We start from the raw sequence: 25,850 nt of genomic DNA, 5'->3' as shown, positions 1-25,850 counted from the left end.
ATTGTCAATTTTCAATTAAAGAAATGACCGAATTGATTATCGACGGCACCCATGCCGTACTGCCTCAGGACTTCAGCGCTTCGGTGAAGCGGGAGAACCCGCTGTTCACCAAAAACGGTGAATACACCTACGACATCACACTGCAACTCAGCAATCCGACCAACGCATCGCTTTACGAGCACTTGAACCGCTTGACATCCGTCACCGAGGTGCGGAGTGAGCGGTCGGCGGTGCTGATTGCAGACAACCGTGTGTACTGCAACGGTACCGAAGTCATCACCGCCTGGACAGACGACACCGTATCCATCCAGATTGCCAGCGGTAACTCCGAGCTGAACTACGTCATCGGAGGCGACTTGATGATTTCATTCCTGGACATGAAGGAAACGGTACCGGCTACGGGTGACTACAGCCCGAACGAAAAGACATACCCCGAAGCGGAATACAACCTGGCACCCGTGTACAGCGATACGGAGAGCCGTGTGCTGAACCAGTGGAATTTCTTCCACGATACGGGTGTCGTTCCGCAATGGATAACCGATGGCGTCTATATCCCACAGCCCTATCTGTGCGCTTATATCCGCGAGGTGCTGCGGGCACTGGGCTATACGCTGACAGAAAACAGCCTCGAGGAGACCGTTTTCAAAGACCTGTACCTGTGCCATACGCAGCATACATCGAAGTGGTGCGAGATGTTGCCGGGCTGGTCGGTGCTCGACTTCCTGGAGCAAATCGAAATCACCTTCAACATGGTTTTCGTCATCGACGCCCGTACCCGCAATGTGCGCCTGCTCTTCCGCAACGAGTTCTTCGCTGGTGTCACCACGCTGCATGTACAGCGGGTGAAAGACGAATACGAGGCCGAAGTGGACGAAGAACCGGACGTAGAAGATGCAGCCGCCAGCGACGTGGCTTACAACCTGGGCAGTGACAGCTTTTGGAAATATGCCTGCTTGAACGATGCCATCCGTCAGGCAGCCAAATACGACACTATCCCCGAGGACTACGAGGCTACGGACATTGACCGCATCTCCCGCTGGTTCCGCGAAGAGGAGCACGCCCGCACGGACACCATCTATACGGATGCCGTGACAGGCAGGCAATTCCTGTACCTGGGTACCGTATTTGACGAAATTGCAAAGTGGCCGGTATATGTGATGGTGGACCAGTTTGCGGAAATGAAGCGTGACGAAGCGGTGGCCGAAGTTACGTCCGAAATCGTACCGGCCTGCTTGGTACAGACGCAGACGCACAAGTATGCCTCCGGATCTGTCATATATTCCTATACCGTGTGGATACCTTCGCCAGACGACGCGAGCTCTTCATCCGAAGATGAAAGCGATATGTCGCTGGTTGATATGATCGAGAATGGATTGAGCGATACAGAAAAGGATTCAACGTCAAAAAGCACGCTGGCTTTGGCCTTCTACACCGGCGACATGACGATAGAATACAAGGGTGCAGGCGGCAGTGTCGTAGCAGCAGAACGGGCCAGATATCCCGTTCCCTATATCGACGAATACGCCATTCTCCCGGTCAGCGGTACCGAACAACGCCGCCGCTATTACAAGACCAACACCGTAGGGGCTTCCCTCCGCCTGCAGAAGCTCGACGAGCTTTGCTACCAGGGCGCATACGACATTGACTACCGCAATGAAATCACCATCGAGAGCTACGACCCGAATGTATATGACCCGCGCATGATCTTTGAGATTGCCAACCGGAGATATGTCTGCAAAGAGATGGAATACACACTGGACGCCAACGGACGAAAGGGCCCATGGAAGGGTACCTTCTATCGCATCAACATCAGCGATACCGAAGCCGACGTCCGATGGATCCTGTCGGATGGCAAATGGCGTGACGGTGGCGTATGGCTCGACAACGGGCGATGGCTCGACGAATAGACATGTCCTTTTCTCAGCATCCGGCTGCACGTACTTTTGTCTTGTCATCAATAGGTAGTAATTATGAGTCTGAAGATAGATAGAGTGCAGCTGGAAATCATCGTTCAGCAGGATAGTGCCCGGCAGAAGATGATTGAGCTGGAGAAGGACATGAAGAATGCCTCCAGCACTTTAAACAAACTGAAGAAACAGTTTGGCGAAAATAGTGCGGAATACAAAGCTCAAGAGCAGGTCGTAAAAAAGCTGAAGGCTGAATACGACAAGCTTTTCGAAGAGATTGGCATCGGCAAACTCAGTCTGAAGGAACTGGGCAACCGCCAGCGGGAACTGAATGCCATCCTTCGCAATCTCGACCCGAGCCTCCCGCAATGGAAGCAGTACAACCAGCAGCTGAAAGAAGTCAATGCCCGTATCCGTGAGCTGCGAAACGAGGCCAAGGAGACGCAATTCTCCATTGCCAAGCTGGCCGACGGGTTCAACCGCTACGCCGCCATCGGCGCATCGGTCATCGCTTCACTGACCGGCGTGGCATTGACAGCTCGCAAATGTGTCGATGAATATGCGCAGATGGAGGAAGCACAGAGTCAGGTCATAAAATATACGGGCATGACGAAAGAAGAGACCGAAGCTTTGAATGAATCATTCAAGCAGATGGATACCCGCACACCGCGCGAAGAGCTGAACCGACTGGCCGGAGAGGCGGGCAAGCTGGGTATCAGCAGCCGCGACCAGGTACTGGAGTTTGTCGAAGCAGCCGACATGATCAACGTCGCACTGGGCGAAGACCTGGGAGAGGATGCCGTGAAGAATATCGGCAAGCTGTCGCAGATGTTCGGTGACGGAAGCCGCACGCTGAAAGAAGACATGCTGGCCATCGGTTCAGCCGTGAACCAGGTCGCTCAGAGTTCTTCGGCCTCCGAACCTTATTTGGTGGAGTTCACAGCCCGCATGGGCGGTGTGGCCAAACAGGCCGACCTGGCCGTGACCGACGTCATGGGATTCGCTTCAGCCCTCGACCAGAACATGCTGCGCAGCGAGATGGCAAGCACCGCCCTGCAAAGTCTCATACTGAAGATTTATCAGGAGCCTGCCAAGTATGCCAAGCTGGCAGGCATGGACGTGCAGGAGTTCGTGAATCTCGTGAATACTGATGTCAACGAAGCCCTGCTTCAATTCCTGGGTACGCTGGGCAAGATGGGAGGCATGGCACAGATGTCACCCATCCTGAAGGAAATGAAACTTTCCGGAGCCGAAGCCGCCGGCGTCATTTCCGCACTGGCCGGCAACATAGATCAGGTTCGCCGGGAACAGGTGAATGCCAACCAGGCATTCATCGACGGTACCAGTATCATCAATGAATTCGGTGTACAGAATAATACCGTACAGGCAGGGCTGGACAAAGCGAAGAAACAATTCAAGGATGTTCGTGTAGAACTTGGCGAACAGCTCTTGCCAGTAATGAAGTACATGGTAACGACTGGAAGTCTGACGGTGAAGGGGCTGAAAGAAGTAGTATCCATTATGGTCGATTACAAGAGCGAGATCCTCACTGCCGGTGCAGCTGTCGTTACCTACACGCTATACCTCAAGGCTGCTACCTTATGGACCAACCGGCATACGGTGGCCACTAAAACGGCTACCGTAGCCACGACGCTATTCAACAAGGCACTGAAGATGAGTCCCTGGGGCTTGGCGTTGGCTGGAGTAGCCAGCCTGATATCCTATTTCGCAATTTTCAAGGATAAGACAGACGAGGCGACCGCCTCGCTTGGCTCAATGAACAACGAACTGGACAAGACCAAGGAGACAATGGACTTGATATCCAAGGTGAAGTTGTCCGCTGATAACTTTCAGTTCTTGACTGACCGGCAGAAGCAACAGATGAAGGCTGACGCCCAAAAAGGTATTGAAGAGCTCGATGACCTGATAACACAGGGCATGATTACGAACAAACAATGGTACGAATCGGAGAAACAGAGCCTGCTGAAGCTGGCAGGTGATAATGAAATCCTGCGGAAACTCTATATGAGCGGACTTGAGCACGATTTGCGCGAGCGAATGTCGGTCATCGCCGGATATATAGAGGAGAAAAAAGAACTGCAGAAGATTATAGGCATGGTTCCTGACAGCAATAATCAGACCAATGTCACTGTACCAACCGACCAAAAAGACGCCGAAGCCGCCCTCAAGTCTCGTTACCAAAACGAACTGAACCTGCTCAAGGAGAAGTATCTGAATCAGCAGCTGACCGAAGAGCAATACAACAAAGCGCTGTATGATGCAGAAGTGAAGTACCTGGCCTCACGCAAACTGCTGCTCGAGCAATACGGGCAGGACAGCAGCGAGATACAGGGACAGATTTACGACAAAATGATTGCCGAGGCCAACCGTCTGTACGAAGAAACGAAGACGGTCGATGCCAACCGGCAAACTGATTTACTAGGTCAGGCGGAGCTGGAGTACCAGCAGGAGCAGAGCCGCCTGAAGCAGGCTTATCTCGACGGAGACATCCGCACACAGGAGGATTATCAAGAACGGATGCTGGAGGCTGAGCGGAGCTACCTGGAGCAGCGTCGCGACATGCTGGCTGCCTTCGGGATGGATACATCGGCAGAAGACGGGCGCCTGCTTGACATGGATCTGAAGGATAAAGAGTCAGGAAGAAAAAAGCAGCGCAAGCGCGGCTTTGAGGACATTGCCAACACGACTGACCTGGACCAACAGCTGAACCTCCTGAAGGCGATGTATGATGCTGATCTTATCAACTACGAAGAATACCAGGAGACGAAAACGCAGTTGACCGAAGCGGCAGAGCGGCAACGAGAAGAGATAACGAAAACCTCTCTCGATGTCATCAGCCAGGCCACATCGGCGGCCAGCCAGTTGATACAAGCCTTGCAAGATGCTGAAATCAGCAAGATTGAGAGTCGATACGACAAGCAGATCGAAGCCGCAAAAGCAGCGGGGAAAGATACGACAAAGCTGGAGGAACAAAAGGAAGCGGCTGTTAACGAAGTGAAGCGGAAATATGCAGACAAGCAATTTGCGGCCTCCGTCCTTCAGGTTACAGCTACGACTGCAGTGACCGCAATGGAGGCTTACAAGGCCATGGCCGGTATTCCGTTCATAGGCCCTGCATTAGGTGCAGCAGCTGCAGCCGCCGCACTGGCTGCCGGAGCAGCACAGATAGCCGTGGCCAAGCAGCAGCGCGACGAGGCCAAGGGGCTCAAGTCCGGTGGCTACTCCGACGAATATGTGGATGGCTATACCCGTAAGGGTAATCCCAATGATGTGGCCGGAGTAATCCCTGTGCACAAAAATGAGTTTGTGGCCAACCACGAAGCGGTGGGCAATCCGGCGGTGAAGCAATTCCTCGACGTATTCGACGTAGCGCAGAAAAAAGGTACCATCCGTATGCTCAACACGACGCAGATCCTGGAACAAGTCCGCACCCGCAGCGGTCGTTACTCCGGCGGATATACCTACGACAATCCGACACGACCATCTGCCACAATCTCCGCAGAACTGGGGCAGATGACGCCGGAGCAAAGACTGCAGGTCATCGCACTCCTGCAGGAGAACAACCGCCTGCTGGCTGTCCTCTGCAACAAGGAGCTGGTGGTTGATCCGCGTAAGGTGCGAGACGGCATCAAGCGGGTGGAAACACTCGAACGTAACGTCAGCAGATGATGTCCTTTTTTTCAAACCTGCCCCCATATACTTTTGCGACATGGATGTATTCACTGCAATAGACAAGATGCGCCGCCTCTCCGAAGAGGGGCAATCGTTCTCCTTCTCGTTCATGAGCTACAGCTACGACCGGAAGAAGAGCGAGGGGATTGTGCAGGTTCGACATGCCCGCCTGCGCAAGCAGAACCGTAAAGAGCACAACCGATTCAGCGACTACATGCTGAACTACATCAACCTTGACACGCTGGAGAATGGAAGCTGCTGGCAGCCTCTTCTCCTGACATTCAACAACGAAGAACTCGAGCTGAAGTAATGGACAATGAATTTGAAAATATAGTACCGTGGAATGGAGCGAAAGACACCGGTCGTGACGTCCGTCTCAAATGGCAGCGGAATTTCGAACGGATCAAAGCGAATTTCGAAGAAATCCTGAAAATTGTCGGTGATGGTGAATTTGCAAAAAAATACCTGCGCAAAGATCAGCCGGATCAGACAGAATATTTGGTAAAGTTCCTTGCTGGCATAGAGATAGGTCAATTTGTATCGGGACTGCTTGGAACCGGAGGAGCCATACAGATAGACAAGGACGGAAACAGCCACGCAGAATTCGACTACCTCACCATCCGCAAGCTGGCCATATTCATCGAACTCATCATACAGGAAGCCAAGCACGTGGGGGGTATGTTGGTAGTATCGCCTTCGGGAATGACTATTTCCAAGGTAGAAGAAACTGATACAGCATACCGATGCTACTTTGACCAAACTGACGGAGACCGCACTTTGCAAAACCAATTCACCGTAGGCACGCAGGCCCGCAGGCAAACATTCAACCTATCCAACCAGGCATACTACTGGAGATTGGTGACGGCGGTCGGTGATGATTACATAGACCTTAGCAAGGCCGACTGCGATACCGGTTCAACTATTCCACAGGCAGGGGACGAACTGGTAGGACTTGGACACCGCACAGACAAGATGCGCCAGTCAGCCATCATAATTTCGGCTTTCGGAGCAGGCAGCCCTTCCATTAAGTATTATCAGGGAATAGACTCTTATAGCCTTGTAGACAAAGCCGTAAAAATGGATTACTACGACCCGGTAAGCGGTAGATTCCAATCTGTTACTTACGGTGACACTTATGTAGGTGCAAAAGATGGAAGTACCTACATTAAATATAATCAAGAGACGGGAGCAGAAGTTAAAGGAACACTTCATATAGAAAATGGCTCTACCGGATGGAAGAATATGGACGGCCTGCCTGAAGAAATACAGGCGGCTGCCGACTTGGCGCAACAGGCGCAAGACGACATCAACAACGCCACTGTCGGCAGCGTCAACATCTTGCTGAATTCGGGATTCACCGGGAACTACGAAACCGAAGTCATGGATGGTGACAAACAGCTGGATGCAGACACGGAGTTATACAGCAAGGCTCTGTTGAATTGGTCCGGCATGGCTACCGTGCAAGAAGATGCTGGTGCGACCTCAGGACGATCGGCCACTATCGGAAGTTTATCCCAATCAGTTGCATTGATACCCAATGAAGTTTATGTTATCAGCTATAAAGCAAAAGGTACGTCACTGGCTGTGTCATGTGGCGACTACAACGTATCTCAGCCTATCACAGCCGAATATCAACGGTACACACACAAGTTCACCTATACAGGTACAGGTGTATTTCTTATCAGCGGTACCGCAACCATTTGTGACCTTCAGTTAGAGCGTGGTACCATTGCCACGGACTGGAAGCCTTCTCTGCTTGACAATGACAAGACGAATGTGAAGTTCCAAGCCATTCAATATCTGTCAGATGCGATGAAGAATGGCAGTGTGGATATACTTGGCGGATTAATACTGGCCAATATCATTCAGCTCGGTAATTACAAGGATGGTGTGCTACAGAAAATAACTGCCGGTATATCGGGCATCTACAACGATGACGATGATGTGTACACATGGGGAGGCGGATCTATGGAGAAGGCCATCTATACCGTAATGAAGTATAAGGATAATCCGCAATACGAGCCCACCGAAGAAGAGCTGCTGAATATGGCCAAAGCAGTCATCACACACGGAGGAAGGGCCATTTTTAACGACGTCATCGTCCGCGGATATATACATGCGTTGGGAGGATTCTTCCGGGGAAAGGTGGAAACAGCAGTGGACGGCCAACGAATTGTCATCGATCCGTCGGAAAATTCTATCCAGATGTTCGACGCAAATAACAAGTTGATATACGATCTGTCATTCAATACGTTTGACGATGGCAAAACCATTGTCCCCAAGATGATGGTACGCGGATACAGCGGTGACGAGAATGTGGTACGAACCGCCTACGGAGCCAACGGTTTCAGCGGTTACTACAACAATATGAATTTCGCAATGGGCGCAAACGGACTGAGTTTTTCATACCTCAAGTCAGATGGGTTGATACAAAATATAGTACTGGGTATACGACCGGACGGAATCGCAATGGTCCGAATAGAAGGGCTACCGACCGAAGACAAGGTCGATGCATTGGACCAGCTGTATCAGGATGCCAACGGATTCATTAAAATCAAGAAGATATAGCTATGGAACTGAATACTATCAACAATACGGACAAATGGGGCAGCACTGTATCCCGTCTCAATGAAAATTTCGGAAAGATTTCCACCGAAATAGATAAGTCAAAGTATTCTACTTCGAAGAATAAAGGTCTATTCTCGACACTGTCCGACTTGAAAGCAACTCATCCATCGCCACAGGTAGGAGACTGGGCTGTCGTTGGAAGCACTATACCCGGTCCAATTTACCAGTGCAAGACCGCAGGTACTTGGACGGCTAGCGGGCAAACAGGCGGTGGCGATGAAGTAAACTTGGCTGACTACTTGACTTCCGAAGAAATTACTGACGTTACAACTATCTTGTAAAATGAAACAGATAAATTATAAATCAGACTTCAAGCTGTTCGAAAAGGGCGAGTTACATACGGCTCCTTTCGAATACGAATACAGCACGACCTTCGGCAAGAGCTACAAGGCCAGCTATCTCGATGGTGTGTACACCAACTGCCGCCTGCTCGATGATGGCCGGCTGATGGTTATCTTCGACAACCACGGTCTCCCTCCTGGCATCCTGCGCGTCACCCGCCGCTACTACCTGACCGACAACGACTATCACGATGGTATCTGCGACTTGGTCAGTAAGGACGAAACCGGTGTGATACTGACCGCAGGAAAGACGGATGAGTGCGAGGTGGAGGTACAGGTTCCACCGCATTACATGCAGGGCGAACAGGGTGACCCTGGTAAAGACATGACATGGGATAACATGACTGAAGAGCAACGGGCAGAACTTGTACAAGAAGTGACCGGCAATATCGAGGGGACAATGATAACCTCGACGCAGCTATCTGATACTGAATACGAAGACTTGTTTGATAACACTAAAAAATAACGAATATGGCAAAGATACATAAGCTGAGCAAAAACGGCCAGACCATCTATCCGGCCACCACAACCGATGCGGTTGCACATCCGACGCTCAAAGTGTCAGCCTCCAAGCTGATCGGCGAAATCAACGTTTCAAATCTGTACCCGACCGGCGGTACTGACGGTACAAATAAATATACACTCGCGTCCGCCATTGCGAAGATACCGACCGACCTCCGGACCGTCGGGATAAAATGTTCGTTTTTGAACGAGGAGAATACTGTGGAGAGTTGGACGTATCAAGATGGAACGTTCACAGATGCAAGTAATTGGGAAAAAACAGGATTAGACAGAAACTTGAATAAAGCTGTATATTATGCGACCTTTGATATTCAAGAAAAAACTACCAATTATTATGAAGGCAGCCCCGTACCAGTGAAACCGGGGTTATCCGTGATAATACATACCAATTCCATCAATAATTCGTCTTATTCAGAATGGTACGATGTAGAAATGAAATCATTGGGTAAATTGCCGGAAATTTCTAATACGGACTATGAGGTTACAGTACCTGAAAATGCATATTACCTGATCATAAGGTCATATAATTACAAGGATTCAATGAGTTTGAGATATGCCAGCAAGTTTCAGAACGTACCCACATACGCGGACTTGGAATCTACAAATAGCAAGGTCAGTTCTCTTGAGAAAAGAGCTAAACTTGTCGAAAAAGATTATGCTCCCGCTGATGTGATATACGTGAACATTTCTATCAATGACAATGCCCCCAAAATAGATGTCAGCAAGGCTGATTACGTAAGTATCTGCACGACGATGAATTATGCTAATCCAAATCCTATTGTCACTTTCTATGATTCATCGGATGAGATTACAAAGTCTATGATGCGGTCAGATTTTAGCATATCAGGAAGTTTGTGCGTAAAGAATGAAATACCTACGGATGGATCGTCATACATGAAAATTATCGGCTGGAATGAGGCCTCATTTAACGAAAACATCGACAGCATGTACGTGAAGGTGTATGAGAGATTGGCCGACATACTCACGGAACTTGAGAACAATTCAGGAGGCGGTGGCTCATCAGAAGGAAAGGAAGAAATTATTAAGGAATACGACCCATCTGAATATATTTATACAAAAGGCTATAATGATTTAGCGATGCAATCTGCTCCGGCCATTGACATAAGCAAGGCACATAAGGTAAGTGTTTGTACGGTTATGAATTTTGCAACGACTTTTCCTGTCATTAGCTTCTACAATGATGGTGGAGTGATAACTAAATCAATCATGTATTCCGAATTAGAAAATGCAGGCGGTGCGCTTAGAAAGGCAACTGACATTTCTACGGACGGTGCTGCCACTATGAAGATAGTGGGTTGGAATCAAGCCGCATTTGATGAAAATATCAAGAGCTTATACATCAGGTTGTACGAATATAAGTCGGAAGAAGACGAAAGGATTGGCGACTTGGAAAAGCTGACGACCAACAATAAAAAGAACATTGTGTCAGCAATCAATGAAATAAATGGGAAGAGCATCGAGAATGTATCAACCAAGGTTTTGACATCAGGTAACATCGTGAAGCAGATTGATAGTTGCAATGGCGATTACAAATCGTTTACCGTACACTCTACATGGTCTGACCGTAAACTTATTTGCTTCAAGGTAGGTGAAAATGCTAATGTGCATATCAAAGATTTATCTCACATTTACTCATTGGCTGCTACAAAAGAAATTCCGGAAAAAGGACCAACTGGTACTACGCAAATGGCACAATTCGGGAGTTCGGAAATTGTCAAGAACGAATATGTGACAATGCCATCGGAAAAAACTTATTTTGTAATTTGTGTGACAGTTAACGCTAATGTAGATGAACTGTTCGAGGTTGTTGGATTGTATGAAAGGATTGGAGCATTGGAATATGCCGATTTCAATTTCTTTGCCGGGAAGAAAATCGCTTTTGTCGGAGACAGTTTGATGGCGGATGGCGACAAAGTGCCCAAGAACATTGCAATGCTGCTTGGTTTGGAATATAATTCGGACGAGAATGAAGCCACTTCAAAAGGCGGTACACAAACCCTTGAAGATTTGCGCCCTGACTTGTGCGGGCAGATGAGGGCAAGGAAATTGGAAAACTATGATTCTCCTGACATCATCGTCGTGGAAAACGTCAATGACGGCAATGGAGAGGATTATACGGATGAAGAGATGGGCAATGTAGAGCCTTTCATGCTCAGCAGTTATACAGACATTAAATCCTCCTGTTGTTGCAGCTATGTTTCAGATTCATTTTGATTCTAGTAATTTGAAATTAGAAGATTTTTCCAAGTTTGATAATAGTATTAAAGAACTTGGTTTTCCCAAACGTGCTGATGGTATTGAAGCTAGCTTAAATGTAGATCAATCCAGAATTCCATTAGGGAAATCTAAGATTTCAGCAACATCAGATGCTAAATTAATTCATTATAGTTATTCTTCTGATGATAATAAGAAGAAATTAACACTGTCAGTTAGTAATATAACTTATATTGATGAATCTGATTATGAAGGATGGGAAAGGTTTACTGATAGTGTTATCAATATACTTTCAAAGCTTGATTCGATCTTAGAACATAGAACTATAAAACGTACTTCAATACGTTTTTTAAATCAGTTCAATTTTGATCAATTTGATGACCCTACAGAATATTTTAAGGTGGTAATTTCTTCTACAGAAGATTCTCTTTCGTATCCTTTGGCTAAATATGCATTTAAAACGACTTTTAAGGTATCCGATGTATCCCATGCAGTAGTTAATCATTTTCTAGATAGAGTAGATGAAAGATATATTTATATATTGGATTTAGATATTCTAAATAGTAGAAATTATGAATATGCTCCTTCAATCATTTTGGAGTTATTAAGCCAATTGAGAGAAGTAAAGAATACCATATTTTTTGATAGTGTAACAGATAAGTTGATTGAATTATGCAACTAATAAATACTTTCACTAAAGGTCTAAAACCTTTAACTTTAGCAGCTGCAAGTTTACTTGTAGCACCTGCAAATGCTTACTCTGATATAGATAAGTATAGCAAAGTAACATCAGTTATGCAAAAAACAGAATCTTCTAATTATCTGTTGAATATTGATGATCGTGAAGAAATGTTTATGCTTAATAAACGAAAGTTTCAATGTCATTTAGAAAAATGGCAAGAAGACACAATGTTCACATCTTCTATCTCTGATATAATTGAGCATAAAGATTTTCAAGCTATTATTGCTATGGGGAAAAAAGCGGTTCCTTTTATATTAGATGAGATTGAATATGAACCTTCTCATCTGGTTTGGGCATTAAATATAATATATGGGAAAAAAATAACGAATAGAAATAACGCTACAATAGCTGACGCATGTAAATTATGGGTAAAGATATTGAGAAGTTGAAACGTTTGATAATAAATTATTTCCCAAGATTAGCACATGATAAAAACTTTCAAATAACAAGTCCTCAAACTCCTAATTATAATTGTATAGCATGGGCTTATAATTATAATGATAGATGGATGTGGCCTGCCCCTTGTGCAACAGAAGCACTTGATGGAGTTTGTTATTGGCCAGATGACGTTACAAAAACTCCTGATGTAGATTCTTTTATAGAGGCCTTTCGTAAAAAGGGATATGAAATTTGTGATAATGCTGAATTTGATGAAAGACTTCAAAAAATAGCTTTGTATGTGAAGCCTGGAACTAGAGAATGTACACATGCTGCTAGACAACTAAGAAATTCTTTTTGGACAAGTAAATTGGGAAAAGGAAATGATATTCAACATGGTACACCATATACTATAGAAGGGAATAATTATGGAATAGTGTATTGTATTATGAGTCGTGCTTTTTAGTTATTGCAATGAGGGTGACTCAAAAGTCCAATTTGGCAAGGGTAGATTTATTAGCAGTAACTTGATTGTAGTAACTTATATTTTTAGAGCCTTATCATAGCCTCAAAATAGGATTTGATAAGGCTCTTTTATACTTAAACTTAGACAACATTATAAGTGACCGGTTTATTGCTTACTCATTCCCTACAATTTATTTCAATAATCTCTCCAAGATTTGTCGTGTAGTGCTTGGATAGCTGCTCCTGCTTCAGCTTACAACCGTTCCCCTGACCCTGCACGGCCAACTTGACAGAATGCCCATGCTTGCCGTTGATACTATCTATGGCATTCATCAGCCGCTCCCGTTTGCCCCGGTCAACTGTGTCGAACAGGTTATGCTGGACATTATACGTGATTTCCGTGATGATGACACCAGCCTTCTTATATTGGTACCCAGTTCTGAAGATACTCCTTAACCCGGACAGGGCATAGTGAACAATCTCCAGCGTATCGTCTGTGGGCACCGGAAGATTTACTGATACACTCTTCCAGTATTGTGGCAGGTCTTCCCGGAATCGGTTGGTTATGATGAACACATGAAGCGACACGGCATAGCCTTTCTGCTCTCTAAGCTTCTTGGCACAAGTGGCCGCGAAGGTAGATACGGCTTCATCCATCTGTTCTATGCAGTCTATCATCTGGCCGAAACTTCTTGAGGTGCAAATCTGCTTACGGGGCGTGATATTCTCAGAAATACAGGGTATTCCACGAAGTTCTTTCCAAGTACGTTCGCCGACTACCGTCATGTACTTGCGTACCCATGAGCCTGGTAGTTGGGTGAAGTCGTAAGCTGTTTTCACGCCTTCCTTTTCCAGCTTGGCCGCTTGTCTCCGGCCGATTCCCCACACATCGCCAATACTGAATAGACGCAGGGCTTTCTCCCGCTTATCATCCGTATCGATGCAGCAAACACGCTTATAGGCCGGGTATTTCTTCGCAAACTTGTTGGCCATCTTGGCCAAGGTACGGGTCGGCGCTATGCCCAGACTAACGGGAATACCTGTACCTTTATATACCTTGTTGACGATGGTAGTTCCGAGGCTTTGGTAGTCCTTGACGCCATCCAGATTGACGAATGCTTCATCGATGGAATATACTTCGATATCGGGGGCCAGCGAGGAAAGGATGGACATGACACGGGCGGACATATCCCCATAAAGGGTGTAGTTTGATGAAAAGACTGCAATCCCGTGCTTCTCGACCAGTTCTTTTATCTGATAAGCCGGCGCACCCATCGGGATGCCCAGTGCTTTCGCTTCATTGGAGCGAGCAATAACACAGCCATCGTTGTTCGATAGCACGACAACGGGCCGCCCATTCAGCGAAGGGTTGAATACCCGCTCGCACGAGGCGTAGAAGTTATTACAGTCCATTAAGCCGAACATATTACCTCCTTCTACGGTTCTTCTTGATGGTGTAGGTGACGATTCCCCAGACTAAGAAATCATTATCGGCTGTTACCTTGATACGAGGATAGGAAGGATTGGACGGTACAAGCCAAACGGTGTCGCCTTCAATGGAAACTCGCTTGACGGTAAACTCTCCATCAACATAGCAAACTGCCAGGTCACCCTCAATCAGCTCAAGTGACTTGTTGATGACGAGGATGTCGCCCTCTTCAATACCTTCATCCTTCATGCTGTCACCGACTACACGGCCGTAAAATGTGCTGGATGGGTGCTTGATAAGCTCCTTGTTTAGATCTATGGCCTGCTCCATATAGTCCTGCGCTGGGCTTGGGAAGCCAGCTCTGATACCTTCATCGGCGTATGGCAAAGGCAATGAAGTAGAAAGATCTACAAGATGTATTTCGATGTTCTTTTTCATGTTGGCAAATGTAGAAATATTATCAGATATCAGGGAAGTGATTCTTAATTTTATCGCTTTTCACCGCAAAATTTCTACGAATATATCGCTCTGTTGTATCAATAGATTTATGTCGAAAATGACGTTGTAGTTCCCAAGTATCTACACCAGCATTAACCAACTCTACCCCACCCGTGTGCTTGAAACTGTATAGTTTATATTCTGCCGACAAACCCAATCGGTTACGGATGCGGTCAAAGCGAAAACGAAAATTATTCTTTCCTAACATTGACTTCCCGGGCCGACCACAACTAGAGAACAGATAGAGCCCACCTTCATGTTCATCAACCTTCATTGCAAGTAATACATTATATAATTGGTTCGGGATATTCACTAATTCAGTTTGACGGTTCTTACTAATAGTACAAGGAACACGGATAATGTGCCTGACAAAATCAATATCTTGAATACGTAACTGTCGCAATTCATTCGGACGGATGGCGCAATAGTACTCCATCTGACAAAACAACCATAGCTGAGGATCGTTCTTTTTCATATATGCCATCAGCTTTGAGCGTTCCTTCTCAGGAATTGGCCGAGGAGCTTCATCCGTCAGCCTTCCCATTTCAGGAATATCATGAACAGGATTGGTTAATATAATCCCCCGTGCCTGAATCATATAATCAAAGAACCCGTGCAAAATTTGTTTATACTTTAGAATGGTCCGTCTGGATACATTGTTCTGTTCAATCAAAAAGAACATAAAATCACAAATATGATCCCTTGTAATACAACTGATATGGATAGTATCCAATTCCTGATGTTCTGCCCATTCGGCAAAAATACGCAGCTTTGATCTATATGTTTGATAGGAATGCTGGATGACGGTAGCTTTCTTTACCTCAAGAAACTCAGACAAATATATCCGAATGGTTGGGAGTGATTCACGCTCACGTCCCCATCTGTCAGCATGAACCTGCATAATAAGTTCATCTTGAAAGGTCACTTTTTCCTCTTGAAATGGAACCCATCCTGTAGCAAGTTTCTCCTTAAGTTCTGCAATGATTTGCTTGGCTAAAGTATATCTTTCTTTGGCAGACTTATGCTTACCGAGACCTGTATATTCTCTGAATCGTTTGAGCTTATCAGTTCTTGGATCACGGCAAGAATATTCCACGAACCAATTTTTACTCAAATCGCCGCCAGCATCTACCAGATGTGGCAAAATAATAACTTTCTTTCTTCTCATAGGGTCTTTTTGCTGGTTTATTTTTGACAATTTATGAACCAGACAAATTCAGACATTTCAGACAGAAAAAAGAAACCCATTTAAAACAAAAAAGGCCTGATTTTCAATGAAATCTGACCCTTTGTCGGGGTAGCGGGATTCGAACCCACGACCCCCTGCTCCCAAAGCAGGTGCGCTAACCGGACTGCGCTACACCCCGAATACCTTTCCCAAGAAAGGTTTTTCTTGATTAGTACACCCTCAGGGATTCGAACCCTGGACCCACTGATTAAGAGTCAGTTGCTCTACCAACTGAGCTAAGAGTGCCTCTCTTTTTCGTTTGCGGGTGCAAAGGTAGTTCTTTTATTTGAACCAACAAATAAAAAAACAGTTTTTTTTCGATGGAAGCGGCATTTTCTATTCAAATTCGTAGAGTTCGGAAGGTGTAGTACGCTTTAAAGCGCATAGTTGGACATCCCGTCCGACCACAATTCCATAATCATGCAGCTTCAGTTCTACCGTCTTATAGGCAAGTTCAGGATGATTATTGTCTTTACTGAGATGACACAGCCAAATGTAACGCAGTTGGTTACTGAAGTGGTCTGCTAGAAATTGAGCAGTTGCTGCATTACTCATATGTCCTGTCCGGCTTTTGATACGTTCCTTTAAATAGGGAGGATACGGCCCCATTTGCAACATTTCGTCATCATAATTAGCTTCCAAAACCAAATAGTTGGCTCGACAGATATATTCTGCAGCAACGGGAGTGATTTCACCCAAGTCGGTCAAAAATGCAAACTTCTTGTCGTCAATCGTAATAAAATAGCCCACGTTGTCAGTTCCGTCGTGAGGAACTTCAAAGGATTCAATGCAAAAATCTTCCAGTTGCATAGGAGTCTGCTTTTCCAAATAACGGGCAGAAGTATGCAACTTTTCCGTCATGCAATAGCTGCGACCAATGCCTTCATGGATACGTGCGGTAGTATAAATAGGGATATTCAGTTTTTCACCCAAGCCACCCAATGCTTTGATGTGATCGGCATGATCGTGCGTAACAAACACTGCAAGGATGGTCTCCATGCCGATGCCATATTCTTTCAAGATTTTCCGGATGCTGCGGGCCGCTATGCCTGCATCTATCAAAATACCATATTTTTCGGTGCCCAGATAGTAACAATTGCCACTACTGCCACTGGCCAGGCTTATAAATCGTACTTTCATTACTTACTTCTTTACATTTTATTCATTACGAAACTTACGCTTCAGCAAAAGTGGCGCAAATATAGAAAAAAAAGCCTGTTTAACAACTGCTATTACCTAGAAATTATGAATGCCTACACATAAGAAAAAAGAAAAGAAAATCTTTCCATTTGATAGCATTTTATAGATAAAAGTGTATATTTGCACAAATCTAATGCAGAAAGTTTTTTAATCTTAAACACCAAAGAAGAAAAAATTATGAAAAAATTTAATCTTAAAATGGCAGCTTCCGTAATGATTTGCGGTGCATTCCTTTTCAGTTCATGTATTGGCTCTTTCGGCTTGCACAGCAGATTAGTCAGTTGGAATCAAAGTATTGGAAATAAATTTGTGAATGAACTGGTTTTTTTAGCTCTCAATATTATTCCCGTTTATGGCGTTTGTTATTTTGCAGATGCGGTTATTATTAACTCCATTGAATTCTGGAGTGGAAGCAATCCGATGGCAAGTGTCGGTGACATTAAGAAAGTGCAAGGTGAAAATGGAAACTACCTAGTCGAAACACTAGAAAACGGATATTCTATCACGAAGGAAGGCGATGAAACGGCGCCGATGGAACTGATCTACGACAAGAGCCTGAACACGTGGAACGTGGTGGCCGACGGCGTGAGCACCGAACTCGTAAGACTAAACAACGACGGAACGGCACAGATGACGCTGCCCAACGGCGAAGACCTGACCGTCACGCTGGACGCGCAGGGCGTGGCCAATGCAAGACTGGCTGTGTCGACAGACATGTACTACGCTTGTAGATAAACGACTATAGAAAGTAGAAGAGTACCCTCATTCTTTGTCTGCAGAGAATGGGGGTTCTTTATGAAAAATAAAACCAACAAAATACTTTTCAATATGGAACAGCAACCCACGCTCAACGAGCACAACAAGCAGGAATACCCGCCTATGCACACCTGCGAACACATCATCAACCAGACCATGATACGCCTTTTCGGGTGCGGAAGGTCGATTGCGGCACACATCGAACGGAAGAAGAGCAAACTGGACTACCGACTGGAACAGCAGCCGACGGAAGAGGACGCCAGGCGGCTGGAGGAGGCCGTGAACGAGGTCATCGGCCGACACCTGGACGTCACCACGGAATTCATCACGCAGGAGGAGGCGCGCGGACGCTTCGACCTGAAACGCCTGCCCGACGACGCCTCGCAGACGGTGCGCATCGTCAAGGTAGGCGACTACGACGAATGCCTCTGCATCGGTACGCACGTGGCCAACACGGCAGAAATCGGTACCTTCCGCATCATCAGCCACGACTGGGACGAAGCGGAGAAGCGTTGGCGCATCCGCTTCAAGCTCGTCAGTCCGGCATAAATTCGTATGGATGTACCCGTTCCCTCAGAGGGGAACGAGCGTTTCCTTGTACAGGGAACGGGTGTTTCCATATAGAGGAAACGGATATCATCCCCAGAAACCAGACCTTTCGTGCCCGTTTCTCTCTGCAAACAGGCACTCAACCGCTCTTGCGGTAACTCTTCACCGCCCACAGATTGAAACCTGCGGCAAAGAGCAGCAGCATACCCAGCTGAGGAAGCAGGTCGGCCACACCGCCTCCACGCAGGTAGACGGTACGCATCACCTCCACGAAGTAGCGCAACGGATTGGCGTAGGTAAGGGCCTGCGCCCAGCGGGGCATGCTGTGGATGGGGGTGAACAGACCGCTCATCAGTACCAGAATCAGCATGAAGAAGAACATGACGAACATGGCCTGCTGGAGCGTGGACGAATAATTGGACACCACCAGCCCGAAACCCGACACGAGCAGCAGGAAGATGATTGCAAAGAAATAGAGCGTCACGAAATGGCCCGCAGGCAGAATGCCGTAGAGCAGCCACGCCAGCACAAAGGCAATGGTGAGCACCACCAGTCCCGTCAGCCAGTAGGGCACCAACTTGGCACAGATGAAGGTGAACTTGCGCACAGGCGTCACGTTAATCTGCTCGATGGTTCCCGCCTCCTTCTCGCCCACCACGTTCAAGGCTGGAAGGGCACCACAGATAAGGGTGAGCAACATCACCATCAGAGCCGGAACCATGAAGAGTTTGTAGTTGAGCCGCGGGTTGTAGAGGTTCAGCGTCTGCACCGACACCTGCGGCAGCCTGAAGGCGGACGCCATGGAACGTCCTTCAGTAGCGGACAGGCTGCGGGCGTAGTCCGAGATGATGGACGACAGATAGGAACTGCCCATACCACCCTTCGTACCGTTCACCGCATTGGCAGCCACCAGTACACGGGGCGCTCCGCCACGCATCCAGTCCTTCTCGAAATCGCGCGGAATCTCCAGCACAATATCGGCCGAACCCGCCTCCACATGCCGCAGGGCCTCATCGTAAGTTGCAGGAAAGGCCGACACACGGAAGTAGTCCGATGCCGCCACCTTCTCCACCAGCCGCCGCGACAGGGGGCTGTGGTCGCCGTCTACAATGTCCAGCCGGATGTTCTTGATTTCCAGGCTGGCCGCCCATGGCATCAGAATCATAATCATACAGGGGAACAGCAGGATGAGTTTCGGGATGAACGGATTCCTGAAGAGCTGCTTGAATTCTTTTTCTATCAGATACTTTATCATACGACTTTCATTCTAACCGGTTCTTGAACTTTTTGAGGCTGACCGTGACCAGCACTACCGCCATGCCCAGCAACACGCCCACCTCGGTGAGCACATTCACCACGTCGACGCCCTGTATCATCAGCTTGCGCACGGCCTGGATGTACCACCGCGCCGGAATGGCCGCCGAAATGCCCTGAAGCACCCAAGGCATGCTCTCCACCGGGAAAATCATGCCGGACAGGAGCATGGTGGGCATCATCAGCACCAGTCCCGAGGCCAGCATGGCGGCCACCTGCGTCTGCGTCAGGGTGGAGATGAGCAGACCCAGCGAGAGCGACACGAAGATGAAAAGCAGCGACACGGCCACGAGCCACGGCAGGCTGCCCGCCACGGGCACGTGGAGCACGTAGACGGACAGCAGGAGAATGGTCGTGAGATTGACGAACGAAAGCACGAAGTAGGGCACGGTCTTGGACAGGATGATGAAGATGGGCCGAACGGGCGAGACGAGCAGCACTTCCATTGTGCCCATCTCCTTTTCGCGGACGATGGAGACAGACGTCATCATGGCACAAATCAGCATCAGGATGAGCCCCATGACGCCGGGCACGAAGTTGTAGACGCTCTTCATCTGCGGATTGTAAAGCAGCTTCACTTTGGGCCGCAATTGGGGGGCGCGCACCCCGGCAGGCAGCAGTTCGCCGGTGGCGGCGGTGATGATGCCCGTGGCGTAGCTGGTCTGCATGGTGGCCGTATTGGGGTCGGTGGCGTCGCAGACCAGCTGGACGGCGGCATCGCCGGTGTAGACTCCGTCGGCAAAACCGGGGCTGAAGACCACGGCCATGTCCACCTGCGAACGGCGGAAGGCCTCGTCCATCTCCTGCGGCGTGTGGAAGCGGGCCGTCAGGGTGAAGTACTCCGAAGCGTCCAGCCGCTCGACGATGCGCCGCGTCAGCACGTCGTCCGAAGGGTCGAGTACGGCCATGCGTACGTTCTGCACCTCGGTGGTGATGGCGAAGCCGAACAGGATGATCTGCACCACGGGCATCACGAGCAGGATGAGCATCGTCCTGCGGTCGCGGAAGATGTGGCGGAATTCCTTGCCGGCAAATATGAGGAACTGTTTCATTTCTATCAGAAGTTAAAGAAGTTAGAAGGAGTTAAGGGGAATTACAGGCCGATAGTCTTACATATCGCATCGTTTCACGTCGTCCGCTCCGCCTCGCGCGCCAGCCGCCGGAACACTTCGTCCATCGTGGCGGCGTGGAAGGTGCGTTTCAGTCCGTCGGGCGAATCGAGGGCGCGGATTCGCCCGTCCACCATGATGGAAATGCGGTCGCAATACTCCGCCTCGTCCATGAAGTGAGTGGTGACGAAGACCGTGATGCCGCGGTCGGCCGCCTGGTAGATGAGCTCCCAGAACTGGCGGCGCGTGGCGGGGTCCACCCCACCCGTCGGCTCATCCAGGAAGACAATCTCCGGCTCGTGGAAGACGGACACGGAGAAGGCTAGCTTCTGTTTCCAGCCCAGGGGCAAGCTGCCCACGCGCGTGTTGCGCTCCGCCTCCAGCCCGATGCGTCGCAGCACCTCGTTGGTGCGCGGAGCGATATCGGCCTCCTTCACGCCGTAAATGCCTGCAAAGAGGCGGATGTTCTCCCACACTTTCAGGTCTTCGTAGAGCGAGAACTTCTGACTCATGTAGCCGATGTGGCGCTTCACCTCTTCGGGCTGCCTCTCCACGTCGAAACCGGCCACTGCGGCTCGTCCGCCCGTAGGTCGGCTCAGGCCCGTGAGCATGCGCATGGCGGTGGTCTTCCCCGCCCCGTTGGCACCCAGGAAACCGAAGATTTCGCCCCGCCCCACATTGAACGAGATGTGGTCCACGGCCACGAACGAGCCGAACTGCTTCGTCAGTCCCTCCACCTCGATAACCGGACGGTCGGCATGCCGAGTCTCGTCGTGACTGAGGCCCGGCGGACAGAGAATGTCGGCAAAGCGCGTCAGGATGCAGTCTGGCGTATCAATGCCGTTCACCTGTCCCCGATTAAGGAAAGCGATACGGTCGCACTGCCGCGCCTCATCCACGATGGGGGTGGAGACAACGATGGTGATGCCCTGCTCCTTCAGGCGGCGGAGCATGTCCCACAGTTCCCGACGTGACACAGGATCCACACCCGTGGTGGGTTCGTCTAGGAACAGCACCTCGGGCTTGTGGATGAGGGCACAGCTCAAGGCCAGCTTCTGCTTCATGCCGCCCGAGAGGGCACCGGCACGGCGCGTGCGGAAGGGTTCTATCTGGCTGTAGATATCGCGCACTAGGTCGTAGTTCTCGCGGATGGAGGTACCGAAGACAGTGGCGAAGAACTGTAGGTTCTCCTCCACCGTCAGGTCCGGGTAGAGCGAGAAATGGCCGGGCATGTAGCCCACGCGGCGGCGTATCTCTTTGTACTGCCGCTCCACGTCGAAGCCCGCCACCACGGCCCGTCCGCTGTCCGGACGGAGCAGGGTGGTCAGGAGGCGGAACAGGGTGGTCTTCCCCGCCCCGTCGGGACCGATGAGCCCGAAGATCTCACCGCAACGCACCGCGAACGACACGCCGTCCAGCGCTTTTACCGTGCCGTAGCTCTTTGTCAGTCTGTCTGCTGTCAGTATATATTCCATCGATGTCTGTAGAAAGATTTTTTATCCAGTCAGAGAAATATATTTCTCCAGTTAGGGAAAAATCATTTTCCAACTGAAGAAAAACGCAAGCCGCCGTACATGCCTATCTTCAGCCCGCCGTCGTTACGCACGGCCACCTTGACGGCATAGACCAAATTGGCCCGTTCGTCACGCGTCAGGATGTTCTTGGGCGTAAACTCCGAGGTATCCGAAATCCACGTCACCTGCCCCTCGTATTCACGCTGCTGCCCGCCACCGTAGTCGGCTACGACGGTCACCGTCTGCCCCAGCCGGACTTCGGCCAACTGCTCGCCGGTGACATAGGCACGCAGGTACATCCGTTCCATGTCGCCCAGCCGAAAGAGCGGTGTGCCGGGTACCACGAACTCGCCCGCCTCGGCATACTGCGCCAGGATGGTTCCAGCCACGGGGGCACAGACACGGCACTTGGCCAGCTGGTCGTCCACCTGCGCCACCTGGATATCGACGGACGACGACTGCCACGACAGGCTGCGGTCGCTGTTCTGCAAGGAAGAGTTCTGCGCCGCCAGCTGCTTGCGCAGCACCTGGAGCAGCGACTCGGCGTCGTCCAACTGCTTACGGTTGGCCGCATCGGCCACCAGCAGACGCTTCACGCGGTCGCGCTCACGTTCGGCCTGACAAATCTGTTCCTGCGTGGCGGCTATCTGCTTGCGGATGTCAGGGCGCTGGTCCGATACGGAACGCGCGCTGGCCTCCAACTGCAGTTTCTTGAGGTAGAGCTGCACGGTGTCCACCTGTCCCACCGCCTGACCGGCTTCCAGCTTCATGCCCTCCTCCACGTCCATGCGAAGAAGTTTGCCCGAAGCCTCGGCAGACACAACGACCTCGGTCGTCTCGAAAGTCCCCGTGGCGTCGTAGCTGTCACCGCCACCCGAACAGGCGGCCAAAGTCAGAAGAAGAAAAGTTGTTGTAAAGAATCTCATATGCATGGTAAATGATTAATGATTAATGGTAAATGACGAACAATTAATTCTCCATTCTCAATTTTCAACTCTCAATTATTCAGCGTGTGCCTCCAGTCGTACAGCCTCATCAGCCACTGTATCTCGTGGATGGCTTTCTGCTGGCGGGCCAGGCTCTCGGCGGTGATGTCGCGCAGGAGATCGTTCACCGTATATGTGCCGCTTTGCAGCTTGGCTTCCGAAGCCTGACGGATGCGGGTACGCAGGCGGATGATTTCGTCGTCGTCCTCCATCTGACGTCGCAGGGCACGCACATCAGCTTCCTGACGGGTAGCCTCCAGCCCCGTGTTGAAGAGGAAGGTACTGCGTACCGTCTCCAGTTTCCGGCGGCTATTCTCTATCAGGCGACGGTCGTTCTTCAATGTGTAGAGCCGTCCCAGGTTCCACGACAGGCTTACGCCCGCCACGTAGTAAGCCTTGAACTTGTCCTCCAGCATGTTCAAGCCAGGGTTTCCGTATCCGCCTTGTACGAAGAGGCCCAACCGGGGCATATAGCCCGTACGAAGCGAAGCGTCCTGCGCTGTGAGCCGGGCTGTCTGCGCGTCATACCATCGCAGCTCAGGACGACGGTTCTCCCCGCCTTCCGGTTCATCGGCGGCCGGTTTCTCCAGCTTCAGCTCTTCTTCGGACGGGCGGCCCAGATAGAGCAGGAGCATGTCGGCATAGGCACGGCGCGAAGCCTCCATCGCTACACGCTGCTGACGGGTACTGAGCTGTTCCACGGCTACCTCATCTAGGTCACTGCGGTTGGCCGTGCCGTTGTCCACGCAGGCGCTCACCGTGCGGTGCGTCCGTTCCAGGTTGTCCTGCAACAGGCGGTTCTGCTCCAGCTGTTCGTCCAGCAGCAGAATGCCGAAGTAGAGCTGGTTCACCCGCTCGTCCAACGCATAGAGGTCCACGTTCAGTTTCTCCGTATTGACCTCGGCTCCGGCACGCACCAGCTGTTTGCGCCATTTCGTCTCGCCGCCGTCCCACACAGACTGCTGCACCTGCAGCGTTACCTGATACTGGTCGCGGGGCATGAAGTTGATGTCGATGCCCGGCAACTCGAAAGGCAGTTTGGTCACATCGCTCTGATAGGACGCCTTGGCCGAGAGGCTGACCTGAGGCAGATAAGCTTTGGCGACATTGGCCACATCGTACTGCGCAGCCTGCTCAATCAAGCCATATTGGCGGATGAGGGGATAATTGTCGCGTGCCTGGTGGCGGCATTCTTCCAGCGAGAGCTGCGCACGAAGCGGCGGCAGGCACAGGGCAGACAATAATAAAGAGAGGAGCAATCTGTTTCTTTTCATAAGCAACAAGAGTTAAGTGAACCAATCATGTTGCAAAGATAAAAGGAAACGGGACAGATATACATTCTTTCGCGCAGTATCTCTGTCCCATTTGTACGATTTTCGGTAGAAATGTCCGCCAACATTCCCCTTTTTCTGTTTTTATCCGCATATTTGCGTCATCATTATCAAACGAAAGCATCATGGAACACCAGAAACCCATCCACCTGACACTCGACTTTCTGAACGGAATCGGTGTAGCCGCCAACAACGACTACGCCTTCATCAACCGCGAAATGGTCATTGTGAGCAGCATGTGCGGCATGAACAACCGCCTCTTCAAGACCGGCCAGCCCTATCGGGCCAAGGAAGTTCGGATATTCCACGTGAAGCAGGGCAAGGCACGTACTTCGGTCAACCTCATCGAGCACACACTGGGAGAACACGCCTTCGGTATCATCCCGCCGGACTCTCTCCTGGAGTTCCTCGAATTCGACGACGAGTTCGACTTCCAAGTGCTTGCTGTGGACAGCAACTTCATTCCTACGCCCCAGCACGTCGTCCTGACAGACCAATATACAGGACAAGCCTTCTGCATGAGCGACAATCTGGAAGAATGGCAACGGACAGGTGCCTATTTCTCGCTGATATGGGATGCCGTCCATCTGCATCCCTACCGGCGTGAAGCAGTACGCCATCTGGTCACATCGCTGTTCTACCACTTCCACTACCTGCAGGCCGACAACCACCGCGACGAACAGCTTCGTCCGTCACGTCAGGAAGAACTGTTCCGACGTTTCATCACGCTGGTCAACGAGCACTGCAAGACACAGCGCACCACAGCCTTCTACGCCGACCGCCTCTGCCTGTCGCCCCGCTACCTGAGTTCCGTCATCCGCGACGTCAGCGGACGCACCGTCGTGGAGTGGGTCAACCAAGCCGTCATCCTCGAAGCCAAAGTACTGCTGAAGCACAGCGACCTGCTCACCTATCAGATAGCCGACGAGTTGCACTTCCCCAACCCTTCGTTCTTCAGCAAGTTCTTCAAACGGATGACGGGTATGACGCCGCAGGAGTATCAGCGGACGTAAAAAACGCCGGAC

Annotated in this window: 22 protein-coding genes and 2 tRNA genes; 13 read left to right on the top strand and 11 right to left on the bottom strand. The window is 49.7% G+C overall.

The features are described from left to right. Positions 1-23: 23 nt before the first annotated feature. From HF894_RS03170 to HF894_RS03125, 10 genes are all read left to right on the top strand, one after another. On the top strand, positions 24-1,907 hold the full coding sequence (locus HF894_RS03170) for a hypothetical protein (RefSeq protein WP_204971075.1): 1,884 nt from the start codon (positions 24-26) through the stop codon (positions 1,905-1,907). Positions 1,908-1,970: 63 nt separating this feature from the next. Beyond that, positions 1,971-5,597: a phage tail tape measure protein gene (locus HF894_RS03165; RefSeq protein WP_204971074.1), complete on the top strand. Its 3,627-nt coding sequence runs from the start codon at positions 1,971-1,973 to the stop codon at positions 5,595-5,597. A gap of 40 nt (positions 5,598-5,637) precedes the next feature. Beyond that, a complete protein-coding gene (locus HF894_RS03160; protein WP_204971073.1) occupies positions 5,638-5,910 on the top strand; it encodes a hypothetical protein in 273 nt (90 codons plus the stop codon). Further along, positions 5,910-8,168: a hypothetical protein gene (locus HF894_RS03155; RefSeq protein ID WP_204971072.1), complete on the top strand. Its 2,259-nt coding sequence runs from the start codon at positions 5,910-5,912 to the stop codon at positions 8,166-8,168. Before HF894_RS03160 ends, HF894_RS03155 begins: the two co-directional genes overlap by 1 nt. A 2-nt stretch (positions 8,169-8,170) precedes the next feature. Next, positions 8,171-8,509, top strand: coding sequence for a hypothetical protein (locus tag HF894_RS03150; protein ID WP_204971071.1), 339 nt, complete (start codon positions 8,171-8,173; stop codon positions 8,507-8,509). 1 nt (position 8,510) lies between these two features. Then, the gene (locus HF894_RS03145) at positions 8,511-9,035 is read left to right on the top strand and encodes a hypothetical protein (RefSeq protein WP_204971070.1); all 525 of its coding nucleotides are present in this window, start codon (positions 8,511-8,513) and stop codon (positions 9,033-9,035) included. A 5-nt stretch (positions 9,036-9,040) separates the two neighbouring features. Further along, entirely contained in the window at positions 9,041-11,326 is a 2,286-nt protein-coding gene (locus HF894_RS03140) for a hypothetical protein (protein ID WP_204971132.1), read from the top strand. Positions 11,327-11,336: 10 nt separating this feature from the next. Next, positions 11,337-12,008, top strand: a complete 672-nt coding sequence (locus HF894_RS03135; RefSeq protein WP_246593114.1) for a TIGR04255 family protein — start codon at positions 11,337-11,339, stop codon at positions 12,006-12,008. Then, positions 11,999-12,457, top strand: a complete 459-nt coding sequence (locus HF894_RS03130; protein ID WP_204971068.1) for a hypothetical protein — start codon at positions 11,999-12,001, stop codon at positions 12,455-12,457. Before HF894_RS03135 ends, HF894_RS03130 begins: the two co-directional genes overlap by 10 nt. Then, complete coding sequence (locus tag HF894_RS03125; protein WP_204971067.1) at positions 12,433-12,912, top strand: DUF7689 domain-containing protein; 480 nt, start codon at positions 12,433-12,435, stop codon at positions 12,910-12,912. The genes HF894_RS03130 and HF894_RS03125 overlap by 25 nt, the downstream gene beginning before the upstream one ends. Before the next feature lie 176 nt (positions 12,913-13,088). Here the strand turns inward: HF894_RS03125 and HF894_RS03120 are convergent, their stop codons facing one another. The 6 genes from HF894_RS03120 to HF894_RS03095 form a co-directional block, all read right to left on the bottom strand. Further along, a complete protein-coding gene (locus tag HF894_RS03120) occupies positions 13,089-14,336 on the bottom strand; it encodes a Y-family DNA polymerase (RefSeq protein WP_436627455.1) in 1,248 nt (415 codons plus the stop codon). Position 14,337: 1 nt separating this feature from the next. After that, complete coding sequence (locus tag HF894_RS03115; protein WP_204971066.1) at positions 14,338-14,778, bottom strand: LexA family protein; 441 nt, start codon at positions 14,776-14,778, stop codon at positions 14,338-14,340. A gap of 22 nt (positions 14,779-14,800) precedes the next feature. Next, positions 14,801-16,006, bottom strand: coding sequence for a tyrosine-type recombinase/integrase (locus tag HF894_RS03110; protein WP_204971065.1), 1,206 nt, complete (start codon positions 16,004-16,006; stop codon positions 14,801-14,803). A gap of 124 nt (positions 16,007-16,130) precedes the next feature. Further along, positions 16,131-16,205, bottom strand: a tRNA-Pro gene (locus tag HF894_RS03105). Positions 16,206-16,239: 34 nt separating this feature from the next. After that, positions 16,240-16,312, bottom strand: a tRNA-Lys gene (locus tag HF894_RS03100). 90 nt (positions 16,313-16,402) lie between these two features. Further along, positions 16,403-17,206: an MBL fold metallo-hydrolase gene (locus HF894_RS03095; protein ID WP_021848249.1), complete on the bottom strand. Its 804-nt coding sequence runs from the start codon at positions 17,204-17,206 to the stop codon at positions 16,403-16,405. Positions 17,207-17,443: 237 nt separating this feature from the next. Here HF894_RS03095 and HF894_RS03090 point away from each other — a divergent pair, with 237 nt between their 5' ends. Then, positions 17,444-18,001 (top strand): DUF3332 domain-containing protein, encoded by a 558-nt coding sequence (locus HF894_RS03090; RefSeq protein WP_204971064.1) that lies wholly within the window; start codon positions 17,444-17,446, stop codon positions 17,999-18,001. A 93-nt stretch (positions 18,002-18,094) separates the two neighbouring features. Further along, on the top strand, positions 18,095-18,571 hold the full coding sequence (locus HF894_RS03085) for an alanyl-tRNA editing protein (protein WP_021848251.1): 477 nt from the start codon (positions 18,095-18,097) through the stop codon (positions 18,569-18,571). Between the two features lie 139 nt (positions 18,572-18,710). Here the strand turns inward: HF894_RS03085 and HF894_RS03080 are convergent, their stop codons facing one another. From HF894_RS03080 to HF894_RS03060, 5 genes are all read right to left on the bottom strand, one after another. Further along, positions 18,711-19,826, bottom strand: coding sequence for an ABC transporter permease (locus tag HF894_RS03080; protein ID WP_204971063.1), 1,116 nt, complete (start codon positions 19,824-19,826; stop codon positions 18,711-18,713). Positions 19,827-19,833: 7 nt separating this feature from the next. Then, on the bottom strand, positions 19,834-20,937 hold the full coding sequence (locus tag HF894_RS03075; RefSeq protein WP_204971062.1) for an ABC transporter permease: 1,104 nt from the start codon (positions 20,935-20,937) through the stop codon (positions 19,834-19,836). A gap of 74 nt (positions 20,938-21,011) precedes the next feature. After that, positions 21,012-22,469: an ATP-binding cassette domain-containing protein gene (locus tag HF894_RS03070; protein WP_204971061.1), complete on the bottom strand. Its 1,458-nt coding sequence runs from the start codon at positions 22,467-22,469 to the stop codon at positions 21,012-21,014. A 62-nt stretch (positions 22,470-22,531) separates the two neighbouring features. Then, positions 22,532-23,434, bottom strand: a complete 903-nt coding sequence (locus HF894_RS03065; RefSeq protein ID WP_204971060.1) for an HlyD family secretion protein — start codon at positions 23,432-23,434, stop codon at positions 22,532-22,534. 71 nt (positions 23,435-23,505) lie between these two features. Further along, a complete protein-coding gene (locus HF894_RS03060) occupies positions 23,506-24,768 on the bottom strand; it encodes a TolC family protein (RefSeq protein ID WP_075317032.1) in 1,263 nt (420 codons plus the stop codon). A gap of 182 nt (positions 24,769-24,950) precedes the next feature. Here HF894_RS03060 and HF894_RS03055 point away from each other — a divergent pair, with 182 nt between their 5' ends. Further along, positions 24,951-25,838, top strand: coding sequence for a helix-turn-helix domain-containing protein (locus tag HF894_RS03055; protein WP_204971059.1), 888 nt, complete (start codon positions 24,951-24,953; stop codon positions 25,836-25,838). Positions 25,839-25,850: the final 12 nt, after the last annotated feature.

The organism is Caecibacteroides pullorum, from assembly GCF_019239235.1.
In the GTDB taxonomy this organism is placed as follows: domain Bacteria; phylum Bacteroidota; class Bacteroidia; order Bacteroidales; family Bacteroidaceae; genus Bacteroides; species Bacteroides pullorum.
Note: the sequence above shows the minus strand (reverse complement) of the source record. Positions and strands in the feature narration are given on the sequence as shown.